Here is a 21447-nt window from a genome sequence, read left to right as displayed (position 1 = left end):
TCAACAAATTGTCGAAAACGCGGCGAACTGATTTCACGCGGGCACGTTCAGTGCTAGTGCCGATCCGTTGCGCGCAGGCCATCCTGCCCAGAGGGGCGGCAGCCAACGCGTGGGATCGCCGTCATGAACGATACCAGCCCACCCCCTTTGTTTCTCACTGAGAACTCCGTCGGCGTTCCACTTCCGCGAGCGGTGCAGCAGGTCTTTCTCTGGGTCGTCGCCAGCATCGGCGGGCTAGCGACCCTTTCCCTGTTCGTGTTCGCCGTCGCCACACAAAGCGGCGCCGATGCGGAACGCATCGCGAGTGCCCAGAATGGCGATCGCTCCGGGCTTTCGGCACTGGTCGGCAGTCTGGCGGCCACGCATGGACGACCCGGCTCGATCTGAGCGGCGGCCTTAACCGGTCCGCAACCATACCGCACGATAGTTCGATCGACCGGCTGGCATCCCGCGTGTGGGATGAACGACCGGACGGTAGGGCATCCTGGTGCGAGTCGGTTGCGTGGGTACGAAACGATCACGACGGACGTCGCATCTTCGTTGGCTGAGTGCCGCGATGACCCCGTGGGCGGCCGGCGTCGGGTTACTGGTGTCCTTCACGGCAACGGCCGGCACCGACATGGCGCCTGGCATTGCAGGCTCTCTTGCGCCACGCGCCCGGCTTCTTGCCACTGCATCACCGGGCGCACGCCTCTCCGGGACGGAGACCCGCACCCATCCGGCACGGCGGACGGCGAGCAGAGCAACCTTCGATCGCCCTGGCGAAACCGACAGAGAAGCGATTCTGGTTCGGGCCAGTCTGACCGAGATGAGTGGGGGATTGCTGCCGCCCGGCAACGCTGCACCGAGCCTCGACGTCGATGCGGGCTTCGTGCCGACACCGGATCTCGGACGCGTCCGGAGCCCGGAGGTAGAGGGTTCCGTCGTGGTCGTCGACGATGGCGCGACTCCGGCCATTCCACGCGCCGAAGCCTTGTCGTCCACCACGCCGGCGCCTGCCGACGCGACACCGATCGAAATCGCGGCCGCGAGCCTGGTGTTCCCGGGCCTGTCACCGCGGGCCGGACAGACCGATGGTGGGACATCGACCCCGGAGACCCTGCCGGACGTCGCGCGGCATCGCTACGCCGACCTGATTGGTGCCGATGCCAAGGATCGCGAGCAGCGTTGCCTCGCCGAGGCGGTGTATTTCGAAGCGCGCAGCGAATCCGACGAAGGCCAGGCTGCGGTTGCGCAGGTGGTTCTGAACCGGGTCAAAAGCGGGCTCTATCCGAGCAACGTCTGCGGTGTGGTGTATCAGAACCGGCATCGTTACATGGGCTGCCAGTTCTCCTTCGCATGCGAGGGCAAGTCCCTACGCATCACCGACGATGGTTCCTGGCAGACGGCCTCCCGCATCGCGAGCGCGGTGATCGACGGCCGCACTTACCTGGATGAGGTCGGCGGAGCGACCCATTACCATGCCGATTACGTAAGACCCGGCTGGTCGCGTCGCTTGAAGAAAATGGACGTCATCGGGCGGCATATTTTTTACCAGCTCAAGCGCGGACAAACCTGAAACTCGGTATTGTTCCGGGGCGTTTAACAGAAGCGGGGAAACACCTAAGTAGTCCTAAGCTTGGGTTAATTTTACCTTGAGTCTCGATAGAGCTTGATCGGACGGCAACTTGGCGGCCTCTGGGACGTCGAGAGGCGCGCGGGCTTCGCGCACCATCCCGTCCCGTAAAGCGTTTCGCGCCGAGGTACCCTCATGACCACGCCGGTCGCCCCCCGCCTTCTTCTCGCTGCCCTCGCGGGCGCCGTCGTGACCATCTCGTCGGCCCAGGCCGGTGGCTGCGGTGGCGCCGAATGCTACCGCCACGTCAACACGCCTCCGGTCTATGGTGCCGTCTCCGAGCGTGTTCTGGTACGGCCTGCCGAGACGATCTATCGCACGATTCCGCCGGTCTATGAGACCGTCTCCGAACGGGTCGTCGTGGCGCCGGGTGGCCGCGTCTGGCAGACTCGCCGCGATGCTTATGGCGCGTTGATCGGCTGCTGGGTCGACGTCCCGCCCCAGTACGCGGTGCGCCGCCGACGCATTCTGGTACAGCCCGCCCAAACCGTCCCGGAGACGATCCCTCCGGAATACGCCAGTGTCCGGCGCCGCATCCTGATCCAACCGGCACGGTCGGGCTGGGTGCCGGCGAATTACGGCCAGGGCGGCTATCCGGGCACCTACGGCCCCAGCCTCGCCGTCGGTTCCATTCCAGACGCCTTCGGCATCACCGGGGCCAGTTCGGCGGATGTCGGCGTCGGTCTCGGCTTCTCCTCCGGCAGCATCTACGACGGCTATTGAGCGGGCATCGGTTACAGCCGAGTCTCTGAAGGCGGACGCGCTCGGCGGCGCTTGATTCGGACAGGTGCCGCCACACCTCTGATAGAGGAAGCGGAGATACGCGATGGGTCACTTCAAGGCTTGGGTCGTCGAGAAGACGGAAACGGGCCAGTCCCTGACCTTCAAGGACTTCGACGAGGCCGACCTCATGGACGGCGACGTCACGGTGCGGGTGACCCACTCGACCGTGAACTACAAGGACGGCTTGGCGATGACCGGGCGCTCACCGGTCGTCCGGCGCTTCCCGATGATTCCCGGCATCGACTTCGCCGGCATCGTCGAGCACTCCGACCATGGCGACTATAAGCCGGGCGATGCCGTCGTGCTCACCGGCTGGGGCGTCGGCGAGAGTCATCTGGGGGCCTATGCGCAGCGGGCCAGGGTGAAGGGCGACTGGTTGGTGCCGCTGCCGGCGGGACTCAGTCCGGCTCAGGCGATGGCGATCGGCACGGCGGGCTACACCGCGATGCTCTGCCTGATCGCTCTCGACCACCAGGGGGTGACGCCGGACCAGGGGCCGGCGCTGGTGACCGGCGCATCCGGCGGGGTCGGATCGGTGGCGGTGGCACTGATGGCCCGGGCCGGATGGCATGTGATCGCCTCGACAGGGCGCGATGCGGAAGGCGAATACTTGCGCGGGTTGGGCGCGTCCGAAGTGCTCGATCGCGCCGAGCTGTCCAAACCGGGCAAACCGTTGGCCAAGGAGCGTTGGGCCGCCGCCATCGATGCAGTTGGATCGACGACGCTGGCCAATGTTCTGGCCAGCACGAAGGCGGATGGCGCGGTGGCCGCTTGCGGACTGGCGCAGGGCATGGATCTACCGACTTCCGTGGCACCGTTTATTTTGCGCGGCGTCTCGTTGCTCGGGATCAACAGCGTGACCACGCCCCAGCCGAAACGTCGCGAAGCCTGGGCGCGGCTGGCGCGCGAACTCGATCACGATAAGCTCGCGGCGATGACCCAGACGGTGCCGCTGCCCGGCGTCGACACCCTGGCGGAGGCCATTCTTGAGGGGCGGGTGCGGGGGCGGACGGTGGTGGAGATCGCCTGAGTATACCAGGAACGTCGTGTCGAGGTCGCGCGTTTTTGCACGCACAAGTCACGGAATACCATGAGCCAAGCATTTGTACGTGAGCGCGAGGGCGGCGAAGCCTTCGAGGATCTCCCCGACCGCCCGATCTCGTCGCATCCGAACTTCGTGACGCCGGAGGGCCTAGCCCAGATCGAGTCCGAAGTGGCGCGATTGCAGGCCGAGTTTTCGGCTCTGGAGCCGGGGGCCAAGGCCGACGAGGCGCGGGTGACCCGTGACCTGCATTACTGGACGGCACGGCTCGGGACGGCGCAGCTTGTCGAAGGTGAGACGGGGGAGGGCGCCCGCTTCGGGTCGACCGTGACGATCCTGCGCGAGGACGATAGCCGCCAGACCTTCCGGATCGTCGGCGAGGATGAGGCCGACCCGGCCAAGGGTTCGATCTCCTACGTTTCGCCGATGGCGCGGGCCCTGACCGGCAAGACGGTCGGTGACGTCGTCGAAGTCAACGGGCACGAGGCCGAGATCACCGAAATCGCCTGACGCCGTCTTCGCGGCAAAAACGCAAGAAAAAAGGCTCGGATTGCTCCGAGCCCTAGAAGGGAAAAGGCCATTGGGGGCTGAACTGGCCTTCGTGATGGATCAACACGCGGCCGCCCTCGCGGTTCCCGATGATTTTGAAAAAACTTCAGCGCGGGGCGGCGGCCCGGCGGAGCCGGTCGTTGATCGCCTCACCGAGACCCGTTTCGGCGATCGCCGCGACCGCGATGGTGTCCGCTCCGACGCCATCGAGCTGGCGCAAGGCCGAGAACAGGTGAGCCGCGGCTTCGGCCAGATCGCCGGTCGGACTGAGATTGATGCGGGCCCGCGCCCGGTCGGCGCCCGGTACGGGATCCGGTCCGAATAGCAGCACCGCCTCGTCCGGCGCCACCTCGGTCGCGTCGAGGCGCACCCGGGCGCGCGGCGCGTAATGTGAGGCGAGAAGGCCGGGGCCGACCGGTTGGGCCGCATCCCCGGCCGCCAGTCCGGCGAAGTCGAAGCCGAGATGCGCCACCAGGGCGGCCCGGGTGATGCCGCCGGGGCGCAGCAGGCGCGGTGTTCCGCCGAGGCACGCCACCACGGTGGACTCGACCCCGACCAAGCTCCGCCCGCCATCGACCAGGGCGGCGATCCGGCCGTCGAGATCTCCCAGCACGTGGCCGGCATCGGTCGGGCTCACGCGCCCGGAGCGATTTGCCGAAGGCGCGGCGACGGGGCGACCGACGGCCCGGAGGAGATTGCGGGCGACGGGGTGCGCCGGCACCCGCAGGGCGACGCTCGGCAGCCCGGCGCGGGCGAGATCGCAGACCCGGCAGGTGGGCGAGGCCGGAACGACCAAGGTCAGGGGGCCGGGCCAGAACGCCTCGGCGAGGCGTCGGGCATCGGCGTCGAAGATCCCCTCGGGAAGGGCTGCGTCGAGATCGGACAGGTGCGCGATCAGGGGATTGAAGCGCGGGCGCTCCTTGGCGGCGTAGATCCGCGCCACCGCCGCCGGATCGCCGGCATCGGCACCGAGGCCGTAGACGGTCTCCGTGGGGAAGGCGACGAGCCGACCCGCGCGCAGGAGCGCGGCGGCCCCGGCAACGCCCGCGGCATCGTCGCGAAGGCGACGGGTCGGCTCGGACGTGGCATCGGCGCCGATCGAGCCTTCGGGGATCGAGCCTTCGGGGATTGACCGCAGATCGTTCATATCTAAACTATCTTCGCTGTCGGGCGCGCGGTCCGGCCGGATTCGGGATTCGACCGGGCCTAGCGCCGGGTCGGGCCATGCGTCAAACACGGGGCGACACGCGTCGCTCTCAACCAAGGCGCGGGAGGAAACATCATGACGTATCGCGCCCCCGTCGCCGATATGCTGTTCAGCCTGCGCCACGTGGCCGGGCTCGAGGCGGCTCTGGCGTCCGGCCTTCATGGCGATCTCGCCGTCGCGGATGCCGAGGCGATCCTGAGCGAGGCCGGCAAGGTCGCGGAATCGCTGATCGCCCCCCTCAACCGGATCGGAGATCGCCACGGCACGCCGCTGAACGACGGCGCCATCACCACGCCGCCCGGCTGGCGCGAGGCTTACCAGACCTGGATCGCCGGCGGCTGGAACGGCCTGAGCGCCGACCCGGACCACGGCGGGCAGGGCCTGCCACTGGTGCTCAATGCCGCCTGCAACGAGATGTGGAACGCGGCCAGCATCGCCTTCGGCCTGTGTCCGCTGCTCACGGCCGGTGGCATCGAGGCCCTGGCGCAGCACGGCTCGGACGATCTGAAGACCCGCTACCTCGACAAGCTGGTCTCGGGCGAGTGGACCGCCACCATGAACCTCACCGAGCCGCAGGCCGGCTCGGACCTCGCGCTCTTGCGCAGTCGCGCCGAGCCCACCGGTGACGGACGCTATCGGATCGTCGGCGCCAAGATCTACATCACTTATGGCGAGCACGACCTGACCGACAACATCGTCCACCTCGTCCTGGCGCGCCTGAAGGATGCGCCGGCGGGCACGCGCGGCATCTCGCTGTTCCTGGTGCCGAAGGTCCTGCCGGACGGCAGCCGCAACGACCTGCGCTGCTCCGGCATCGAGCACAAGCTCGGCATCCACGGCTCGCCGACCTGCTCGATGGCCTTCGGCGACAACGGTGGCGCCATCGGCTGGCTGATCGGCGAGGAGAATCGCGGCCTCGCCTGCATGTTCACGATGATGAACTCGGCCCGCCTCAATGTCGGCCTCCAGGGCGTCGGCATCGCCGAGCGGGCCTACCAGCAGGCGCTGGGCTATGCCCGCGACCGGCGTCAGGGCAGGGCGCCCGGCGCTCCCGAGACCAGCCCCATCGTCGACCATTCCGACGTGCAGCGCATGCTGCTGACCATGAAGGCTTTCACCCAGGCCGCGCGCGGCATCTGCTACCTCACGGCCGCGGCCCTCGATGCCGCGCAGGGCCCGGAAGGGCAGGAGGCACATGACCGCGCCTCGCTGCTCACGCCGGTCGCTAAGGCCTTCTCCACCGACATCGCCAACGAGGTCACGTCGCTCGGGGTCCAGGTCCATGGCGGGATGGGCTTCGTCGAGGAGACCGGCGCCGCCCAGCACATGCGCGACGCCCGCATCCTGGGAATCTACGAGGGCACCAACGGTATCCAGGCCATCGACCTCGTCGCGCGCAAGCTGCCGCTCAATGGCGGCGCCACGGTGCGGGCGCAGATCGCCCGTTTGCGCCAAACCGCCGAGGGCTTCCTCAAGGATCCGGATCCGGCCTTCGGGAGCCTCGGCGCCCGGCTGCGGGCCGGGATCGAGAGCCTGGACCGGGCGACGAGCTTCCAGCTCAAGGCCCTTGCGTCGAACCGGCCCGAGGCGGCGCTGGCGGGCGCGACGCCGTACCTGCGCCTGTTCGGCCTGGTGCAGGGAGGTGCCTGCCTCGGTCGTCAGGCGCTCGCCGCCAACGCCGCCCGGAAGGCGGGGGACACCGATCCCGCCCATGCGGGCCGGATCGCGCTGGCCCGCTTCTTCGCCGACAACCTGCTGACCGCTGCCGGCGGCCTGGAAGAGAGCGTCATCGCGGGCGGTCGCTTCACCGAGGATGCCGGTCTTGCCCTGGCGAGCTGATCGGCGCGGCGACCGGGGCACCAATCCTCGAGACGGCGCAGAGACCCATCCACGCACCTCCGTTCCGTGACGAAACGGGGGCGCACACGCAGCGACGGCATCCGGGGGCAGCATGAGCGAGCACATCGCGATCGAGGATACGGCCGATGGCGTCCGCCTGATCCGGATCGACCGTCCGGAGAAGAAGAACGCGCTGACGGGCGCGATGTACGACACCATGCGGGAGGCTTTGGCCGGGGCCGACGCGACCGATGCGATCGGGGCCGTGGTCTTCGCCGGTGCGTCCGGGGCGTTCAGCGCGGGCAACGATCTCGCGGATTTCGTCGCCGGGGCGGGCAAGCCGTTCGGCGAGGCGCCGGCACTGCAGTTCATCCGCCAGCTCGCCCGCACCCGCACGCCGATGATCGCGGCGGTGGACGGGATCGCGGTGGGGATCGGCACGACCCTCACCCTGCATTGCGACCTCGTCTATGCCAGCCCGGCATCCCGCTTCCGCATGCCGTTCGTGGAACTCGGCCTCGTGCCGGAGGCGGCGTCGAGCTACCTGCTGCCGCGCCGGGTCGGCCTGCTCAAGGCCACCGAGATGCTGCTGCTGAGCCAGCCCTTCGACGCGGACGAGGCGCTCGGCCTCGGGCTGGTCAACGGGGTGATGCCGGCCGGGCTGCTGCTGGAGCACGCCCGGGCGCAGGGCGCGCGCCTCGCCGGGCTGCCGCGCGGGGCGGTGGCGGCGACGCGAGCCCTGATCCGGGGCGATCAGGCCGCCCTGGAAGCGGCCCTGGAGGCCGAGGCCGTCGCCTTCGAGGAGCGCCTGCGCTCGCCGGAGGCCCAGGCGGCCTTCATGCGTTTCCTCGGCCGGGTCAAGCCGGCGTGAGCCGGATTCCGGATCTTCGTGGAAAGGTCTGTCTCGTCGCCGGAGCCTCGCGCGGGGTCGGGCGCGGGCTGGCGCGCGGTCTCGGTGAGGCCGGCGCCACCGTCATCGTCACCGCCCGGTCGAGCGAGACGGGTCCGCGCACCGAGGGGCGGCCCGAGACCATCGAGGACACCGCCCGGGTGGTCGATGCCGCCGGGGGCGAGGGCCACCACTACCTGTGCGACCATACCAGCGAGCGCGCCGTCGATACCCTGGTCCATTGGACTCTGCGCCGGTTCGGCCGCATCGACGTGGCGGTATCCAGCGTCTGGGGCGGCAACGAGGGTTATGACGGGGAGCGCTACGGCGACGGCGCCGCCTGGGGCACGCCGTTCTGGCGCCGCTCGGCTGAGCCGCTGTCGGATTTCTTCGGAAGCGGCCCCTATCCGGCCCTGCTGCTGGCCCGCGCGGTCGCCCCCGCCATGGTCTCGGCCGGGGCCGGGCTGCTGGCCTTCGTCTCCTTCGACACCGAGCCCGCCTATCTCGGCGACATCTTCTACGATCTCACCAAGGCGACCACGAACCGTCTCGCCTTCGCCTGCGCCCAGGAACTGGCGCCGCACGGAGTCACGGCGCTCGGCCTGTCCCCCGGCTTCGTGCGGACCGAGCGGGCCGTCGACATCGGACATGCCGACCGGGCGACGGAGAGCCCGCTCTATGCCGGCCGGGCGCTCGCCGCCCTGGCGGCCGACCCGGCGATCGCCGCCCGGGCCGGGCGCATCCTCCATGCGGGCGATCTCGCCGCCGAATATGGCTTCACCGACGCGGACGGCACGCAGCCGGCCCGGTTTCAGATCCACGCCGAGGAGACCTGAATCATGAGCGATTCGCTGCAGGGCAAAACCCTGTTCATCACCGGAGCCTCACGCGGCATCGGCCTCGCCATCGCCCTGCGGGCGGCCCGCGACGGCGCCAACATCGCCATTGCGGCCAAGACCGATGCGCCGCATCCGAAGCTGGAGGGCACCATCCACACCGCGGCCGCCGCCATCGAGGCCGCCGGCGGCCACGCCCTGCCGCTGCTGGTCGATGTCCGCGACGAGGACAGCGTCGCCTCCGCGATCGCGATGACCGCCGAGACCTTCGGCGGCATCGACATCGTGGTGAACAACGCCAGCGCGATCGCCCTGACCCGCACGCCGCAGACGGAGATGAAGCGCTTCGACCTGATGCACGGCGTCAACACGCGCGGCACCTACATGGTCAGCAAATACGCGATTCCCCATCTCGCCAAGGCAGAGAACCCGCACATCGTCATGCTGTCGCCGCCCCTCGACATGGCCGAGAAGTGGTTCGCGCCGCACCTCGCCTACTCGATCGCCAAGTACGGCATGTCACTTTGCGTCCTCGGCCTCGCGGGCGAACTCCGGCGCCAGGGCATCGCCGTCAACGCCCTGTGGCCGCGCACCACCATCGCCACCGCCGCAGTGCAGAACCTGCTCGGCGGCGACGCGCTGATGCAGGCGAGCCGGACGCCCGAGATCCTGGCCGACGCGGCGCACGCGCTGTTCCGCCTGCCCGCCCGCGCGGTGACCGGTCGTTTCCTCATCGACGACAGCTTCCTGGCGGAGCAGGGTGTCACGGACTTTTCAAAATACCGGGTCACACCCGGCATTCCTCTTGCGCCGGACTTCTTCGTGCCGGATGCGAGCACACCGCCTCCCGGGGCCTTCGCCTGAGACATCCCGCGTGATCTTCATCCACCAGCCGGTCGCCGGCGCCGGGCAGACCCTGCTCGAGCGCCGTTCCCTCGAATTGCAGGAGCCGATTCCCGACGACACCGTCTGGCTCGACATGGTGCGGCCGAGCCGCGAGGAAGACCTGAAGGTCGAGGTCTTCATGGGCATCTCGGTGCCGACCCGCGAGGAGATGAAGGACATCGAGCCCTCCGAACTCCTCTACGTCGAGGACGGGGCGCGCTACATGACCGGGCGGGTGCTGAGCAAGGTCAGTGAATCCGAGGAGCCGGGCCTGGCCGGCATCACCTTCATCCTGCGCGGCAACCGCCTCGTCACGGTGCGCTACGAGGAGCCGCAGGCCTTCCGGATGTACACCCAGCGGGCCGGCCGCTCCACCGGCAACGGCCCCTCCGCCGTGCCCTCGGGCGAGACCATCCTGGCCGGACTGATCGAGACGGTGATCGACCGGGCGGCGGACGTGCTCCAGCTCCAGGGCGAGCGCATTGACCGGCTCTCCGGCAAGATCTTCGAGGAGAAGGAGGACCCGAGCGCCCGCAACACCGCACTCCAGGACACGTTGCGCGCGCTCGGCCGCCACGGCGACCTGATCTCCAAGCAGCGCGAGAGCCTCGTCTCGATGGAGCGCATCCTGCTCTCCTTGTCGGCGACCTACCGCACCGCCAAGGCGCCGCGCGAATTGCGCGAGGATGTGCGCTCGACCCTGCGCGACCTGCAGTCGCTGGAGGAGCACGCCACCTTCCTGTCCTCGAAGATCCAGTTCCTCCTCGACGCGACCCTGGGCCTCGTGAACCTGGAACAGAACAACATCATCAAGCTGTTCTCGGTGATGGCGGTGGTGTTCATGCCGCCGACCCTGATCGCCTCGATCTACGGCATGAACTTCAAGATGATGCCCGAACTCGACTGGGGGTTCGGCTACCCGATGGCGGTGGTCATGATGGTCGTGGCGGCGGTACTGCCGTACGTGTTCTTCCGCTGGAAGAAATGGCTCTAGCGAGTATTCGATGCATCCCGTTAAGAATGCTGAGGCAGTCTCGCATCATTCGGCGTGACCCAGGGACGGAGTTGCGCCACTGGGGCGACGTCCATGACCTTGAAGACCACAACCATCCGAACCCGGTTGGTTGCCAGCTTTACGATCGTCACGCTGTTCATCTTAACAATTGGCTGGATCGGCCTGTCCGGGGTCGACCGGATGAACAAACTTCTGACGGCGGTCCACACCAACTGGCTGCCGAGCGTGCAGATGAGCGGCCGGATCGACACCGCGCTGGCCCGCTACACCACCAGCCTGTTGCGGGCGACGCAGACCTCGGATGGCGGCGACCTCGCCAAGATCGAGGGCGACATGGCCAAGCGGCGCGAGCAGGTCGCCACCCTGTCCAGGTCGCTTGAGCCGCTGATCAGCTTGGAAGCGGAGCGCACCCACGTCGAGGCCTTCCGGCGCGAGGTCGCGAGCTTCTTCACCGCCGCCGACCGGATTCTCGCCGTCGCCCGCTCCGGGGGCCAGGGCGACGCCTATCGGCTCTACCTGTCGGACGGGGTCGAGCCGCGCCGGCGCGCCTCGACGGCCCTGGAGAAGGTCATCGAACTCAACGATGTCGGCGCGGCGCGGGCCGAGGCGGATGGCCGGGCCGTCACGGCGCAGACCGAGGCGGTCGCGCTTGGCGCCCTGGCGCTGGCGGTGGCGCTGGCGATCCTGCTCGCCGTGCTGATCATCCGCAGCATCGCGCGCGGCATCGACTCGGTGGTTCGGCCCATGACCGGTCTGACCGCGGGCGACCTCACCGTGTCCATCCCGCACCAGGGCACCGGGACCGAGATCGGCCGCATCGCCGACGCGGTCCAGGTCTTCAAGGACAGCCTGATCCGGATGAAGCGCCTGGAAGAGGAGACGGCCCTGGCCCGCGCCGGTGCCGAGGCCCAGCGCCGGCAGGCGATGCACGAGATGGCCGACGGGTTCGAACGCGCGGTCGGCGGCATCGTCGGCTCGGTCGGCCACGCGGCCGGGGAATTACAGGCGACCGCCCAGGCCATGAGCGGCACCGCCACCCAGACCGCGAGCCAGTCCGTCTCGGTGGCGGCGGCGGCCGAAGAAGCCGCCTCCCATGTCGAGACGGTGGCGGCCGCCGCCGAGGAACTCGGCTCGTCGGTCCAGGAGATCGGGCGCCAGGTCCAGGGCTCGGCCGAACTCGCCGGCGCGGCCGTGCGCGAGGCGAGCACCACCGCCGGACTGGTGCAGGAACTCAGCGGCGCCACCGCCCGCATCGGCGACGTGGTCAAGCTGATCTCCGACATCGCCGGGCAGACCAACCTGCTGGCCCTCAACGCCACCATCGAGGCGGCCCGCGCCGGGGAGGCCGGCCGGGGCTTCGCCGTGGTGGCGACCGAGGTCAAGGAGCTGGCGGGGCAGACGGCACGGGCCACCGACGAGATTGGCACCCAGATCGCCCGCATCCAGGGCGCGACGGCGGAGAGCGTGCGCGCCATCGCGGCGATCCGGGGCCGGATCGACGAGATCAGCACTGTCGCCACCACCATCGCGGCCGCGGTCGAGGAGCAGGGCGCGGCCACCCAGGAGATCGTGCGCAACGTCGCCGAGGCGGCAACCGGCACGGGCGAGGTCACGGCCAACATCGCGGGCGTGGCGGGTGCGGCCGAGGAGACCGGCGCGGCGGCGAGTCAGGTCCTGGCTTCGGCCTCGGCGCTGTTGCGCCAGTCGGAGCATCTCGGCCAGGAGGTCAGCCGCTTCCTCGCGAGCGTACGCGCCGCCTGAATCCGGCCGGGACCCGGGGACAGCCGGTCCCGGCCCTTGCCCATCGGCGCCGGATTGGGGATCGTCCGCCGATGTGTGGACGCTTCTTCATCGCCCAGGCCCCCGAGATCTTCCGGGCCTTCTACGGTTACCCCGAGGTGCCGAACTTCCCGCCCCGCTACAACGTGGCGCCGACCCAGCCCGTGCCGGTGGTTCTGTCGGAAGCCGGGCGCCGACAGTTCCGGCTGGTGCGCTGGGGCCTGTGGCCGAGCTGGGTCAAGGACCCGAAGGCCTTCCCCCTCGTCATCAACGCGCGGGTCGAGACCTTGGGCGAGAAGCCGACCTTCCGGGGCGCCCTGCGCCACCGCCGCTGCGTGTTTCTGGCCGACGGATTCTACGAGTGGCGCCGCGAGGGCACCGGCAAGTCCGCGACCAAGACGCCTTTCATGATCCGCCGGGCCGACAATGCGCCGATGGCGCTCGCGGGCGTGTGGGAGAACTGGCTCGGCGCCGACGGGTCCGAGGTCGATACCGCCGCCATCGTCACCACGGGTGCCAACGGCACGATGGCGGCGGTGCACGATCGGATGCCCGCGATCCTGGCGCCGGAGCAGGTCGAATCCTGGCTCGACAGCCGCGGCGTCGAACCGGATGCGGCCGTGCGCCTGTGCCGGCCCTGCCCGGACGACTGGCTGACCCTCGACCCGGTCAGCCCCCGCGTCAACAACGCCCGGATCGACGAACCGGACCTGATCGTGCCGCTCGCCTCACCCCATCCCGGCAGTCCCGAGCGCGGGCGGCCGCCGGCCGAGCAGCCGCGCTCCAGTGACGAGGATGCGCAGGGCGCGCTGTTCTGAATCGCATGCGCGGCCCATCGCCCGCCGGGGCGGCCGGGTGGGGCCAGCCATTGCGTCCGGGCCGCAAAGGCCGCATCGCTCATCGGATTCGCGGAATCAGCGGAACAGGTGGGGACAGTATGACGCCGGACGAGATCGAAACCCTGAACCGGGCCCGGGACAGCCTGGCCCGCCAGCGCGGTGCCCTCGCCAAGCGCATCGGCGCCAGCGACGTCGCGGCCCCCTCGGCCGCGGAGGACCTGACCCGCATCCTGCTGGCGATCGAGGCGGTGGACCGTGCGCTGGTCGATGCCGGCCGGCCCTACACGCCGCCCGAGCACTGACGGCGCCGGACATGGACGACACCAAGGACGCCAACGGCACCAAGCTGGCGGACGGCGATTCCGTCACGCTGATCAAGGACCTGAAGGTGAAGGGCACGTCCACCACCCTCAAGCGCGGCACCCTGATCAAGAACATCCGCCTGACGGACGATCCGGACGAGATCGAGTGCAACGCCGACAAGGTGAAGGGTCTGGTGCTGAAGACCCAGTTCCTGAAGAAGGCCTGACGGGCTTTCGCTCAGGTTGCGGTGGGCGGTCAGCGCGACGGGTCTCGGGCGAGCCCGGGACCCGCTGAGGCGAGCGACAGGTCGAACGTCGAAAACTACTCGTCCGACGCGCTCGGCGCGCGGGCCGGGGAGCGGGTGAGGCTGCGGATGGACCGCAAGGGGCGGCCGGACTTTTCCGCGATGGCGCGGTCCTGCTCCTCGATGAGCTGGCGGGCCGGCTCATCGCCGTCGAGCCCGCCGAGGATTTCCATGGGAACGCGCCGGTTCGAGGCGCGGGACTCGTCGTCGTAGAGGACGTCGAACAGGACGGAGCCGCGCTCCTGCGGTTTCGACTTGGTACGCTTGGCCATGACGGGACGATGCTCGGACTGGAAGGCGGGTGGAGGAAAATGCCAACGGCCACGGATGGGGGCGTGGCGGGTGCGCGTACATCCGGCGTCACCCTGGCCCTGCATCGTGGCCGTCTCCGATCGAGCGACGTGGGTCGCGACCGGCCTGGGCGGTAAATGGAGTCCGAATGCGCCTTTGGCAAGGCGAGCATGGGTGGAGCGATCGGCGTCGGTGCCGGGAGCTGGGGCAATCGGCGACAGGGCTCCCGCTTCGTCAGGTCCGCCCCGGCCCTGCGCTGTCCTCTGCGGAGAGGGTCTGGCACGATGCGTGCGCCGCTGGCGGCCAGGACCAGATTCCGGGGGACCGCATGACCGACCCACGCCCGCTGACGCGATTCTCCGTGGCTCCCTTGAGCGCGATGACCCGACATCTCGCCGCCGTGGCCTCCGGCCGGGCCGAGCCGGATCTCGTGATCACCGGGGCGCGCCTGCTCTCGACCTATTCCGAGCGCATCCTGCCCGACCGCGAGGTCTGGATCGCCGGCGGCCGGATCGCGGCGGTGCGGCCGGCAGGAACCTACCGGGGCGCGGCAGCGCGCAGGGACGTGCGCGGCGGCCTTCTGGCGCCGGGGCTGGTCGACCCGCACCTGCACATCGAGAGCAGCATGGTCACGGCCTGTGCCTATGCCGAGGCCGCGCTTCTCAACGGCACCACCACCATCGTGTGCGACAGCCACGAGATCGGCAACGTCCTGGACAAGGACGGCATCGCCTGGATGCTGGAGGATGCCCGCCAGGCCCCCCTCAACATCTACCTGACCGTGCCCAGTACCGTGCCGGCGACCTCGCCCGAGTTGGAGACCGCCGGCGGCGACCTCGACGCCGGCAAGATCGCGGCCCTGTTCGATGCCTGGCCGGAGGCGATCGGGCTCGGCGAGAAGATGGATTTCGTCGCCGTGTGCGAGGGCGACCCACGCGCCCACGCCATCCTTCAGGCCGCGCTGGAGCGGGGCCGCCCGGTCTCGGGCCACATCTACGGGCGCGCCTTCGTGGCGGCCTATGCGGCGAGCGGCGTCACCGACACGCATGAGGCCATCGACCGGGATATTGCCGACGATCTGCTCGAGGCCGGCCTGTGGATCTACCTGCGTGGCGGCCCGCCGACCACGCCCTGGCACAGCCTGCCCAAAGCCATCGGCACCATCCTGGATTACGGCGCCGCCGCCAAGCGCGTCTGCGTCTGCACCGACGACCGCGACGCGCAGGACCTCCTGGCCTACGGCCTCGATTGGGTCGTGCGCGAAGCGGTGCGGATGGGCATCCCGAAAGTGCAGGCCTGGGCGATGGGCTCGCTGCACCCCGCCACCCGCTACGGCCTCGACGGCGAGATCGGCGGCTTCGGCGGCGGCCGGCGGGCCGATCTCGTGCTCCTCGACGACGACCTCGTGCCGCAAGCGACCTGGTACGGCGGGGAATGCGTGGTCGAGAACCGCACGATCACGCCGCGGCTCGATGCGGCCCTGTCGCGGCCCTACCGCTACCCCGCTCCCGCCTACGCCACCATGCACCTGCCCGAGCCGTTGCCGGCACTGATCCCCGCGCTGCCCGAGGAGCCGTGTCGGATCAACGCGATCCGCACCACCTTGCCGGGTATCGAGCTGACCCACGAGGTCGTGGACCTCGTGCCGGGCGCCGACTGGGGCGCGACCCTGGCGCAGAACGACCTCTGCTTCGTGAGCGTGATCGAGCGCCACGGCCGCGCCGGCACGGTGGCACACGGCCTTCTGCGCGCCTTCGGCCTGAAGCGCGGCGCAGTCGCGAGCAGCGTCGGCCACGATTCGCACAATGCGATCGTCGCCGGCCTGAACGAGGCCGACATGCGCGTCGCCCTCGACGCCCTCGGCGCCATCCAGGGCGGCGTCTGCGTGGTGGAGGACGGCCGCGTCGTGGCGCTGGTGCCGCTGCCGGTCGCAGGGCTGTTGTCGGACAAGCGCGTCACCGTCGTGGCCGAGGAGGTGCGGGTGCTCAAGGCGGCCTGGGAGCGGGCAGGCTGCACCATCCCCTATATGGGCTTCAACCTGATCCCGCTCTCGGTCATCCCGGAGATCCGCATCACCGACAAGGGTCTCGTTCTGGTTCCGGCCATGCGGATCGTGCCGCTGTTCGAGGCCGCCTGAGGCGAATCCCACCGGCGACTCCCTTGCCGGCCGACCGTTCCGTCGGCGCGGGATCGCCGCGCGGGTGGGGGTCGCTGGCGCGAGATTGCATCGGGCGAGATTGCAGCGGGCGAGATTGCATCAGGACGGAACTCCCGCGCGCGTTGTCCGTTGTCAGGCAGGTCTCAACAGCCTCTCGTTCCTCCCAAGCTTTCACAGCCTGCCTGCCGGAACCGGCGCGCGGGCTGTTTTCTTGTCATGGGATCGTCCCGAACTTCGATGATAAGGTCGGAGACCGGAGCGGCTGAACACGGTCGCGGATTGTCGACGGAGTTGCCCCGATGCGTAGCCTGCTCACCCTCATCATCTTCGGCGCGATCGCGTTCGTGCTCGTCGGCATGTACGTGGCGCCCGGCCAGCCTGAATTGCGGACCTGGTACCTGCGCAACGCCTGCGAATACCTCGACAAGGTCTCGCCTCAGATCTGCGCACCGATGCGCAAGGCCGAGGTCGGGGTGCCGACCTGAACGCCGTCGACTGGGTCTTTCGCGATCGGCGCACCGGCGCGATCACCATTGCGCAGCGGCCGAACGCGCCGCTGCTGATCTTCGCGGCCTGCGCGCTCATCGACGGGATCGTTGCGCCGGAGGGCTCGTGGGGCATCGCTCTGCGCGCCGCCGGCGCCCTCGCCCTGGCCTATTGGGCACTCGATGAACTCCTGCGCGGCGTGAATCCCTGGCGCCGCGGCCTCGGTGCCGTGACCCTCGGGTTTCTGGCTTGGCGGATCGGGCAGCAGGTCTGGTGAGCACCGGTTGTCGGCATCCTGCTTTCCGTCGCGGCAAGTGGGGAGCCTTCAAGACAGCGGTGAGCCCCTAAGACAGCGGTGAGCCTTCAAGACAGCGGTGAGCCTTCCAGACGGCGGGGCTTGCATCAGCCAGTGCCCGCCCTCTTCGCCCGGCAACACCGGGACGACGGCTTGCGGAACTGCCGCGCTCCCCTATCATCCTGGCGGCGCGACGCGCGTAGGGGAGGCGGAGCATGACGTTCTTCATCGGGATCGCGGGACCTTGGTTCGTGATCGCCCTCCTTGAGATGATCGCGCTGCGAAGGGACAGCGACCTGGCGGCGGAGGGTTTGGCCCCGGCCGGTGCGTCGTCGTTCAGCGTTGCCCGCAGCGCCTACCTCGCCTAACTCGCTCGTTGACGGCGGCTCGCTCGGGCGGGCCGTCCAGCGAAGGCGAGGATCGACGTGCGGATAGCAGGCGAACAGGCGACCGGCGCAGCCCCGCGCCTCCAGGGCGTTCGGATCTGGCTCTACCTGCTCGCGGCGCTCGTCGTGGCGATGGTGGCGGTCGGGGGTGCGACGCGCCTGACGGGGTCCGGCCTGTCGATCACCGAGTGGCGCCCGGTCACCGGTGCGATTCCGCCGCTCTCGGCCGAAGCCTGGGCCGCCGAGTTCGACAAGTACAAGGACACGCCGCAATACCGCATCCTGAATGCCGGGATGGGCCTGTCGGACTTCAAGGTCCTGTACGCCTGGGAATGGGGCCACCGCCTGCTCGGGCGCATCGTCGGCCTCGCGTTTTTCCTGCCGCTGCTGTGGTTCTGGTGGCGCGGCGCCCTGACCCGCCGCCTCGGGCTCGGCCTTCTCGGGCTCGGCCTGCTCGGCGGCCTCCAGGGCGCGATCGGCTGGATCATGGTGGCGTCCGGGCTCCAGCCCGGCATGACCGCCGTGGCGCCGATCAAGCTCGCCCTCCACCTGACCACCGCCAGCCTGATCCTGGCCGGCCTCGTCTGGCTCGCGGCCGGCCTGCGCACGTCCGATGCGCCGGTCGAGGCCGTGGCGCCGCGCCTGCGCCGGACCGCCTCCGTGCTGATGAGCCTCGTGCTGTTGCAGATCTTCCTCGGCGGTCTCGTGGCCGGCTCGAAGGCCGGGCTGGTCTACAACACCTGGCCGACCATGGACGGTCACCTCGTGCCGCCGGTTTCGGAACTGTTCGCCGGAACGCCCTGGATCGAGAACTTCGTCGACAACCTCGCCCTGGTGCAGTTCAACCACCGCCTGACCGCCTACCTGCTGCTGGCGGTGGCGCTCTTCCACGCCCTCGACGCCCGGCGCTCGCTGCGCGGCTCGGCCGTGGGGCGGCGGGCAACCGGCGTCGCCGGCCTCGTCCTGGCGCAGGCGACCCTCGGCATCGCGACCCTGCTGCTGGCGGTGCCGCTCTGGGCGGCCCTGTCGCATCAGGTATTCGCCATGGCGGTGCTGACCATGGCGACGGTTCATGCGCGGCGGATGCAGGCGGTGCCCGCTCCCGTGCGGCTTGAGGCGCCGACGACGCTCTTCGGCTTCGAGGCCCTGGCGCCCCGGACCTGACCGGACGCGCGACACCTGCCATGTGCGGATCGAGACATCGCGACCGCAATGCAGCGAACCAGGGTTCCGCTCGTACGTTCGACCCCCGTCCCGGCGTCGCGCTGGCTTCCGGCCAGAAGCGACGCCCGACGATCCTGAAACGCGAGAGGACAAACCCTGCATGCTGGACGCCGAACCGTCACGTCCATCGTCGAACCCCTCATCGACCAGCGCGCCCGGCACCGGCGCGCAGCGCGATAGCCTCGCGCCGCCCGCGAAACGCTCGCACAAGCCGCAGATCTGGCTCGCCGTGGGTCTGACCGGCCTGCTCGGCGTCGTCTGGGCGGTGGCGATCGCCAGCCGCTATCCGGGTGTTCTCCCCGGCTGAACATTTTCCTGTTGATGGCCCGAACTCGGTAGTTGTCGCGTGGAACGCGGCAACAGGTTGAAGCGTAGCATCTGGTGAAAGACCGGAGGTCGGCGATGCTTTTAGCGGACGACGGACGCCCGACGGGAGTAACCTGGAACTACAGCCGGAACGAACTTCTGGCGGATGGCGCGGTCCACGTCGTCGGCGTGGCCCTCGGGGTCGCAGGCGCCATCGCCATCGTGGTGATCGCGGCGCTCTCGCCGCTCACCCTGGTCGAACGCGCCGGGGTGACGATCTACGCCGCCGGGCTCGTCTCGATGCTGGGGGTCTCGGCCACCTACAACATGTGGCCGGTGTCACGGCGCAAGTGGCTGCTGCGGCGCGCCGACCACGCGCTCATCTACCTGATGATCGCCGGAACCTACACGCCCCTGGTGGCGATAGTGGGCGCCGGAGAGGCGGCCTGGAGCCTGCTCGCCGTGGTCTGGCTGGTGGCGGCGATCGGCATCGCCCTCAAGCTGCTGCTGCCCGGCCGCTACGACCGCGCTTCCATTTGCCTCTACCTCATCCTCGGCTGGAGCGGCGTCATCGCCTACGATGCGGTGATCGGTCAGCTGTCCCCAAATGCGCTGGGGCTGCTGGCGCTCGGCGGCGTGCTCTACTCGGCCGGCGTGGTGTTCCATGTCTGGCGCAGCCTGCCGTACCAGAACGCGATCTGGCACGCTTTCGTGCTGGCCGCGACCGCCTGCCACTACGGAACGGTGCTGGCGACCGTGATGCAGGTCGGCGCCTGAGGGCGCCGGTGCTTCGGGGTGATGGGCCCGACGGTCACTTGCCGGAGCAGAGGCCCCGGTCGGCGAGGGTGCGGTGCTCGCGCGGATCGCAATCGGTCGACAGGAACGAGGCCCATTCGGCGGGACTGCCGTAGAAGGCGTTGCGGTCGACGTCGCCGCGCACGCCCGGCACCCGGCCGGTCGAGGTGAACTGCCACAGCATCCACTTGCGCTTGACGTAGCGCTGCTCAGGCTCGGCCGCGGTCGAACGGACCCAGTGCGGATAATCCGGCAGTTCGTCTTCGAGCACGTCCTTGTGGAAGGTGATGTCGGTGTAGATGATCGGGCGCTTGCCGGTGTAACGCTCCATCTCGTCGAGCATGTAGCGGATCATCGACAGGGCCTGGGCCTTGGGCAGCTTCTTCGGGCAGAGCTGGGAATGGCCGTTCCACTCGACGTCGAGGACCGGGGGCAGGGCGGTGGGATCGTTCGGGACGTTCTTCTTGAACCAGGCCATCTGATCCTGGGCCGAGCGGCACCAGAACACGAAGTGATAGGCCCCGCGCGGCACGCCGGCCTGGGCCGCCCCGTCCCAATTGGTTCGGAAGCGCTCGTCCACGTGGTCGCCGCCCTCGGTCGCCTTGATGAAGGCGAACTGGGTTCCGGCGGCCCGCACCGACATCCAGTCGATCGGGCCCTGCCATTTCGAGATGTCGATGCCCTGGACCGGGTGCTGCTTGGCCCGCGCCACGCCGGGATGCGGCTTGGCATCGCCCTTGGTGGGATAGAAGTCTGTGGTGCCGGAGCAGGCCGCGAGCGCAGACAACACCGCCACGGCGGCACCGCGCCGCAAGGTTTCGCGAAGAACCTGGAAACGGACCGGCTGGTTCTGGCGTGTCGGGACAGTCCCGTTCCTCAGCCGCATCGGTCCCCGATCCATCATTGACGCACGCACTCTATGGCTAAGGGATGGCCCGGCGCGGTTAACAGACCTTTGACGGCATTGCGGCGGATTTCCGGAAGTGGTGGTGAGACGGTCACATCCGTCGCGGACATCCCCGCTGGCCCCCAGGCGATGCGCCGCCTAAGTGCAGGTCGGACCTGCGGGTTTCGCCAGGGGAGAATCGGGTGAAGACCTTGTTCACCATCGGGTATGAAGGGCTGGATTCCGAGCGTCTGATCGCGGCTCTGCGCGATGCCGGTGTGGCGACCCTGGCGGATGTCCGGGCGGTGGCCAACTCGCGCAAGCGCGGCTTCTCCAAGAACGCCCTGCGGACCAGTCTGGAAGAGGTCGGGCTCGGCTACGCCCATGCCCGCGCCCTCGGCACCCCCAAGGCCGGGCGTCAGGCGGCCCGCGCGAACGATGCGAGCCTGATGCGCAGGATCTATTGCGAGGAAGTGCTGGACACCGCCGATGGCGGACTCGCCCTGGACGACCTCTGCGCCCTGGCGGCCCGGGCTCCGACCTGCCTCCTCTGCTTCGAGCGCGACCCGGCCCACTGCCACCGGCGCGTCCTGGCCGAGCGCGGCTTCATCAGCGTCGACCTGTTCGGCTGATCCAGCCCGATCGCCCGGGATGAATGCCGCCCCCGCGTCGCCACGACCCGGCTGCCCACGGTCGGGCCGTACCGCCGTTGACAATCTAGAGTTATGCGGCTCT

At 69.4% G+C, this 21447-nt stretch carries 24 protein-coding genes; 21 read left to right on the top strand and 3 right to left on the bottom strand.

From position 1 onward, the window contains the following. Window positions 1–123 precede the first annotated feature (123 nt). From ACV7NL_RS21590 to greA, 5 genes are all read left to right on the top strand, one after another. On the top strand, window positions 124–387 hold the full coding sequence (locus ACV7NL_RS21590; RefSeq protein ID WP_463356831.1) for a hypothetical protein: 264 nt from the start codon (window positions 124–126) through the stop codon (window positions 385–387). A gap of 169 nt (window positions 388–556) precedes the next feature. Further along, complete coding sequence (locus tag ACV7NL_RS21585; protein WP_463356830.1) at window positions 557–1558, top strand: cell wall hydrolase; 1002 nt, start codon at window positions 557–559, stop codon at window positions 1556–1558. A gap of 192 nt (window positions 1559–1750) precedes the next feature. After that, complete coding sequence (locus ACV7NL_RS21580; RefSeq protein ID WP_463356829.1) at window positions 1751–2338, top strand: hypothetical protein; 588 nt, start codon at window positions 1751–1753, stop codon at window positions 2336–2338. Between the two features lie 103 nt (window positions 2339–2441). Continuing rightward, a complete protein-coding gene (gene acuI, locus ACV7NL_RS21575; RefSeq protein ID WP_463356828.1) occupies window positions 2442–3428 on the top strand; it encodes an acrylyl-CoA reductase (NADPH) in 987 nt (328 codons plus the stop codon). A 60-nt stretch (window positions 3429–3488) separates the two neighbouring features. Continuing rightward, window positions 3489–3950, top strand: coding sequence for a transcription elongation factor GreA (greA, locus tag ACV7NL_RS21570; RefSeq protein WP_463356827.1), 462 nt, complete (start codon window positions 3489–3491; stop codon window positions 3948–3950). A 145-nt stretch (window positions 3951–4095) separates the two neighbouring features. On the opposite strand, the gene ACV7NL_RS21565 is transcribed toward greA, so the two are convergent. Then, the gene (locus ACV7NL_RS21565; protein ID WP_463356826.1) at window positions 4096–5136 is read right to left on the bottom strand and encodes an L-threonylcarbamoyladenylate synthase; all 1041 of its coding nucleotides are present in this window, start codon (window positions 5134–5136) and stop codon (window positions 4096–4098) included. A gap of 135 nt (window positions 5137–5271) precedes the next feature. Between ACV7NL_RS21565 and ACV7NL_RS21560 the strand changes: the two genes are divergently transcribed. From ACV7NL_RS21560 to ACV7NL_RS21520, 9 genes are all read left to right on the top strand, one after another. Continuing rightward, the gene (locus tag ACV7NL_RS21560) at window positions 5272–7035 is read left to right on the top strand and encodes an acyl-CoA dehydrogenase (protein ID WP_463356825.1); all 1764 of its coding nucleotides are present in this window, start codon (window positions 5272–5274) and stop codon (window positions 7033–7035) included. 112 nt (window positions 7036–7147) lie between these two features. After that, the gene (locus ACV7NL_RS21555) at window positions 7148–7906 is read left to right on the top strand and encodes an enoyl-CoA hydratase-related protein (RefSeq protein ID WP_056481607.1); all 759 of its coding nucleotides are present in this window, start codon (window positions 7148–7150) and stop codon (window positions 7904–7906) included. Further along, on the top strand, window positions 7903–8760 hold the full coding sequence (locus ACV7NL_RS21550) for an SDR family NAD(P)-dependent oxidoreductase (RefSeq protein ID WP_463356824.1): 858 nt from the start codon (window positions 7903–7905) through the stop codon (window positions 8758–8760). The genes ACV7NL_RS21555 and ACV7NL_RS21550 overlap by 4 nt, the downstream gene beginning before the upstream one ends. A 3-nt stretch (window positions 8761–8763) precedes the next feature. Beyond that, a complete protein-coding gene (locus ACV7NL_RS21545; RefSeq protein ID WP_463356823.1) occupies window positions 8764–9624 on the top strand; it encodes an SDR family oxidoreductase in 861 nt (286 codons plus the stop codon). 10 nt (window positions 9625–9634) lie between these two features. Next, window positions 9635–10639, top strand: a complete 1005-nt coding sequence (locus ACV7NL_RS21540; RefSeq protein WP_056190372.1) for a magnesium transporter CorA family protein — start codon at window positions 9635–9637, stop codon at window positions 10637–10639. A gap of 93 nt (window positions 10640–10732) precedes the next feature. After that, a complete protein-coding gene (locus ACV7NL_RS21535; protein WP_463356822.1) occupies window positions 10733–12421 on the top strand; it encodes a methyl-accepting chemotaxis protein in 1689 nt (562 codons plus the stop codon). Between the two features lie 71 nt (window positions 12422–12492). Next, on the top strand, window positions 12493–13257 hold the full coding sequence (locus ACV7NL_RS21530; RefSeq protein WP_463356821.1) for an SOS response-associated peptidase: 765 nt from the start codon (window positions 12493–12495) through the stop codon (window positions 13255–13257). A 119-nt stretch (window positions 13258–13376) separates the two neighbouring features. Beyond that, on the top strand, window positions 13377–13580 hold the full coding sequence (locus ACV7NL_RS21525; RefSeq protein WP_056190366.1) for a hypothetical protein: 204 nt from the start codon (window positions 13377–13379) through the stop codon (window positions 13578–13580). An 11-nt stretch (window positions 13581–13591) separates the two neighbouring features. Then, entirely contained in the window at window positions 13592–13807 is a 216-nt protein-coding gene (locus ACV7NL_RS21520) for an alkylphosphonate utilization protein (protein WP_056190364.1), read from the top strand. A gap of 95 nt (window positions 13808–13902) precedes the next feature. Here ACV7NL_RS21520 and ACV7NL_RS21515 read toward each other — a convergent pair whose 3' ends face one another. Continuing rightward, a complete protein-coding gene (locus tag ACV7NL_RS21515) occupies window positions 13903–14157 on the bottom strand; it encodes a hypothetical protein (RefSeq protein ID WP_056190362.1) in 255 nt (84 codons plus the stop codon). Between the two features lie 347 nt (window positions 14158–14504). Here ACV7NL_RS21515 and ACV7NL_RS21510 point away from each other — a divergent pair, with 347 nt between their 5' ends. From ACV7NL_RS21510 to trhA, 6 genes are all read left to right on the top strand, one after another. Continuing rightward, window positions 14505–16313 (top strand): adenine deaminase, encoded by a 1809-nt coding sequence (locus ACV7NL_RS21510; protein WP_463356820.1) that lies wholly within the window; start codon window positions 14505–14507, stop codon window positions 16311–16313. Between the two features lie 320 nt (window positions 16314–16633). After that, entirely contained in the window at window positions 16634–16819 is a 186-nt protein-coding gene (locus ACV7NL_RS21505) for a hypothetical protein (protein WP_463356819.1), read from the top strand. A 511-nt stretch (window positions 16820–17330) separates the two neighbouring features. Beyond that, window positions 17331–17483 carry a hypothetical protein gene (locus ACV7NL_RS21500; RefSeq protein ID WP_200935836.1) on the top strand — a complete coding sequence of 51 codons (153 nt, stop codon included), beginning with the start codon at window positions 17331–17333 and terminating at the stop codon, window positions 17481–17483. 57 nt (window positions 17484–17540) lie between these two features. Continuing rightward, complete coding sequence (locus tag ACV7NL_RS21495; protein ID WP_463356818.1) at window positions 17541–18665, top strand: COX15/CtaA family protein; 1125 nt, start codon at window positions 17541–17543, stop codon at window positions 18663–18665. Between the two features lie 160 nt (window positions 18666–18825). Beyond that, entirely contained in the window at window positions 18826–19032 is a 207-nt protein-coding gene (locus tag ACV7NL_RS21490; protein WP_056190354.1) for a hypothetical protein, read from the top strand. A 95-nt stretch (window positions 19033–19127) separates the two neighbouring features. After that, window positions 19128–19808 carry a PAQR family membrane homeostasis protein TrhA gene (trhA, locus tag ACV7NL_RS21485; RefSeq protein WP_463356817.1) on the top strand — a complete coding sequence of 227 codons (681 nt, stop codon included), beginning with the start codon at window positions 19128–19130 and terminating at the stop codon, window positions 19806–19808. A gap of 34 nt (window positions 19809–19842) precedes the next feature. Here trhA and ACV7NL_RS21480 read toward each other — a convergent pair whose 3' ends face one another. Next, the gene (locus ACV7NL_RS21480; protein WP_463356816.1) at window positions 19843–20712 is read right to left on the bottom strand and encodes a glycoside hydrolase family 25 protein; all 870 of its coding nucleotides are present in this window, start codon (window positions 20710–20712) and stop codon (window positions 19843–19845) included. Between the two features lie 212 nt (window positions 20713–20924). On the opposite strand from ACV7NL_RS21480, the gene ACV7NL_RS21475 reads away from it, so the two are divergent. Beyond that, window positions 20925–21344 carry a DUF488 domain-containing protein gene (locus tag ACV7NL_RS21475; protein ID WP_463357190.1) on the top strand — a complete coding sequence of 140 codons (420 nt, stop codon included), beginning with the start codon at window positions 20925–20927 and terminating at the stop codon, window positions 21342–21344. Window positions 21345–21447 lie beyond the last annotated feature (103 nt).

It is taken from the genome of Methylobacterium sp. Ger2507 (assembly GCF_055231875.1).
Note: the sequence above shows the minus strand (reverse complement) of the source record. Positions and strands in the feature narration are given on the sequence as shown.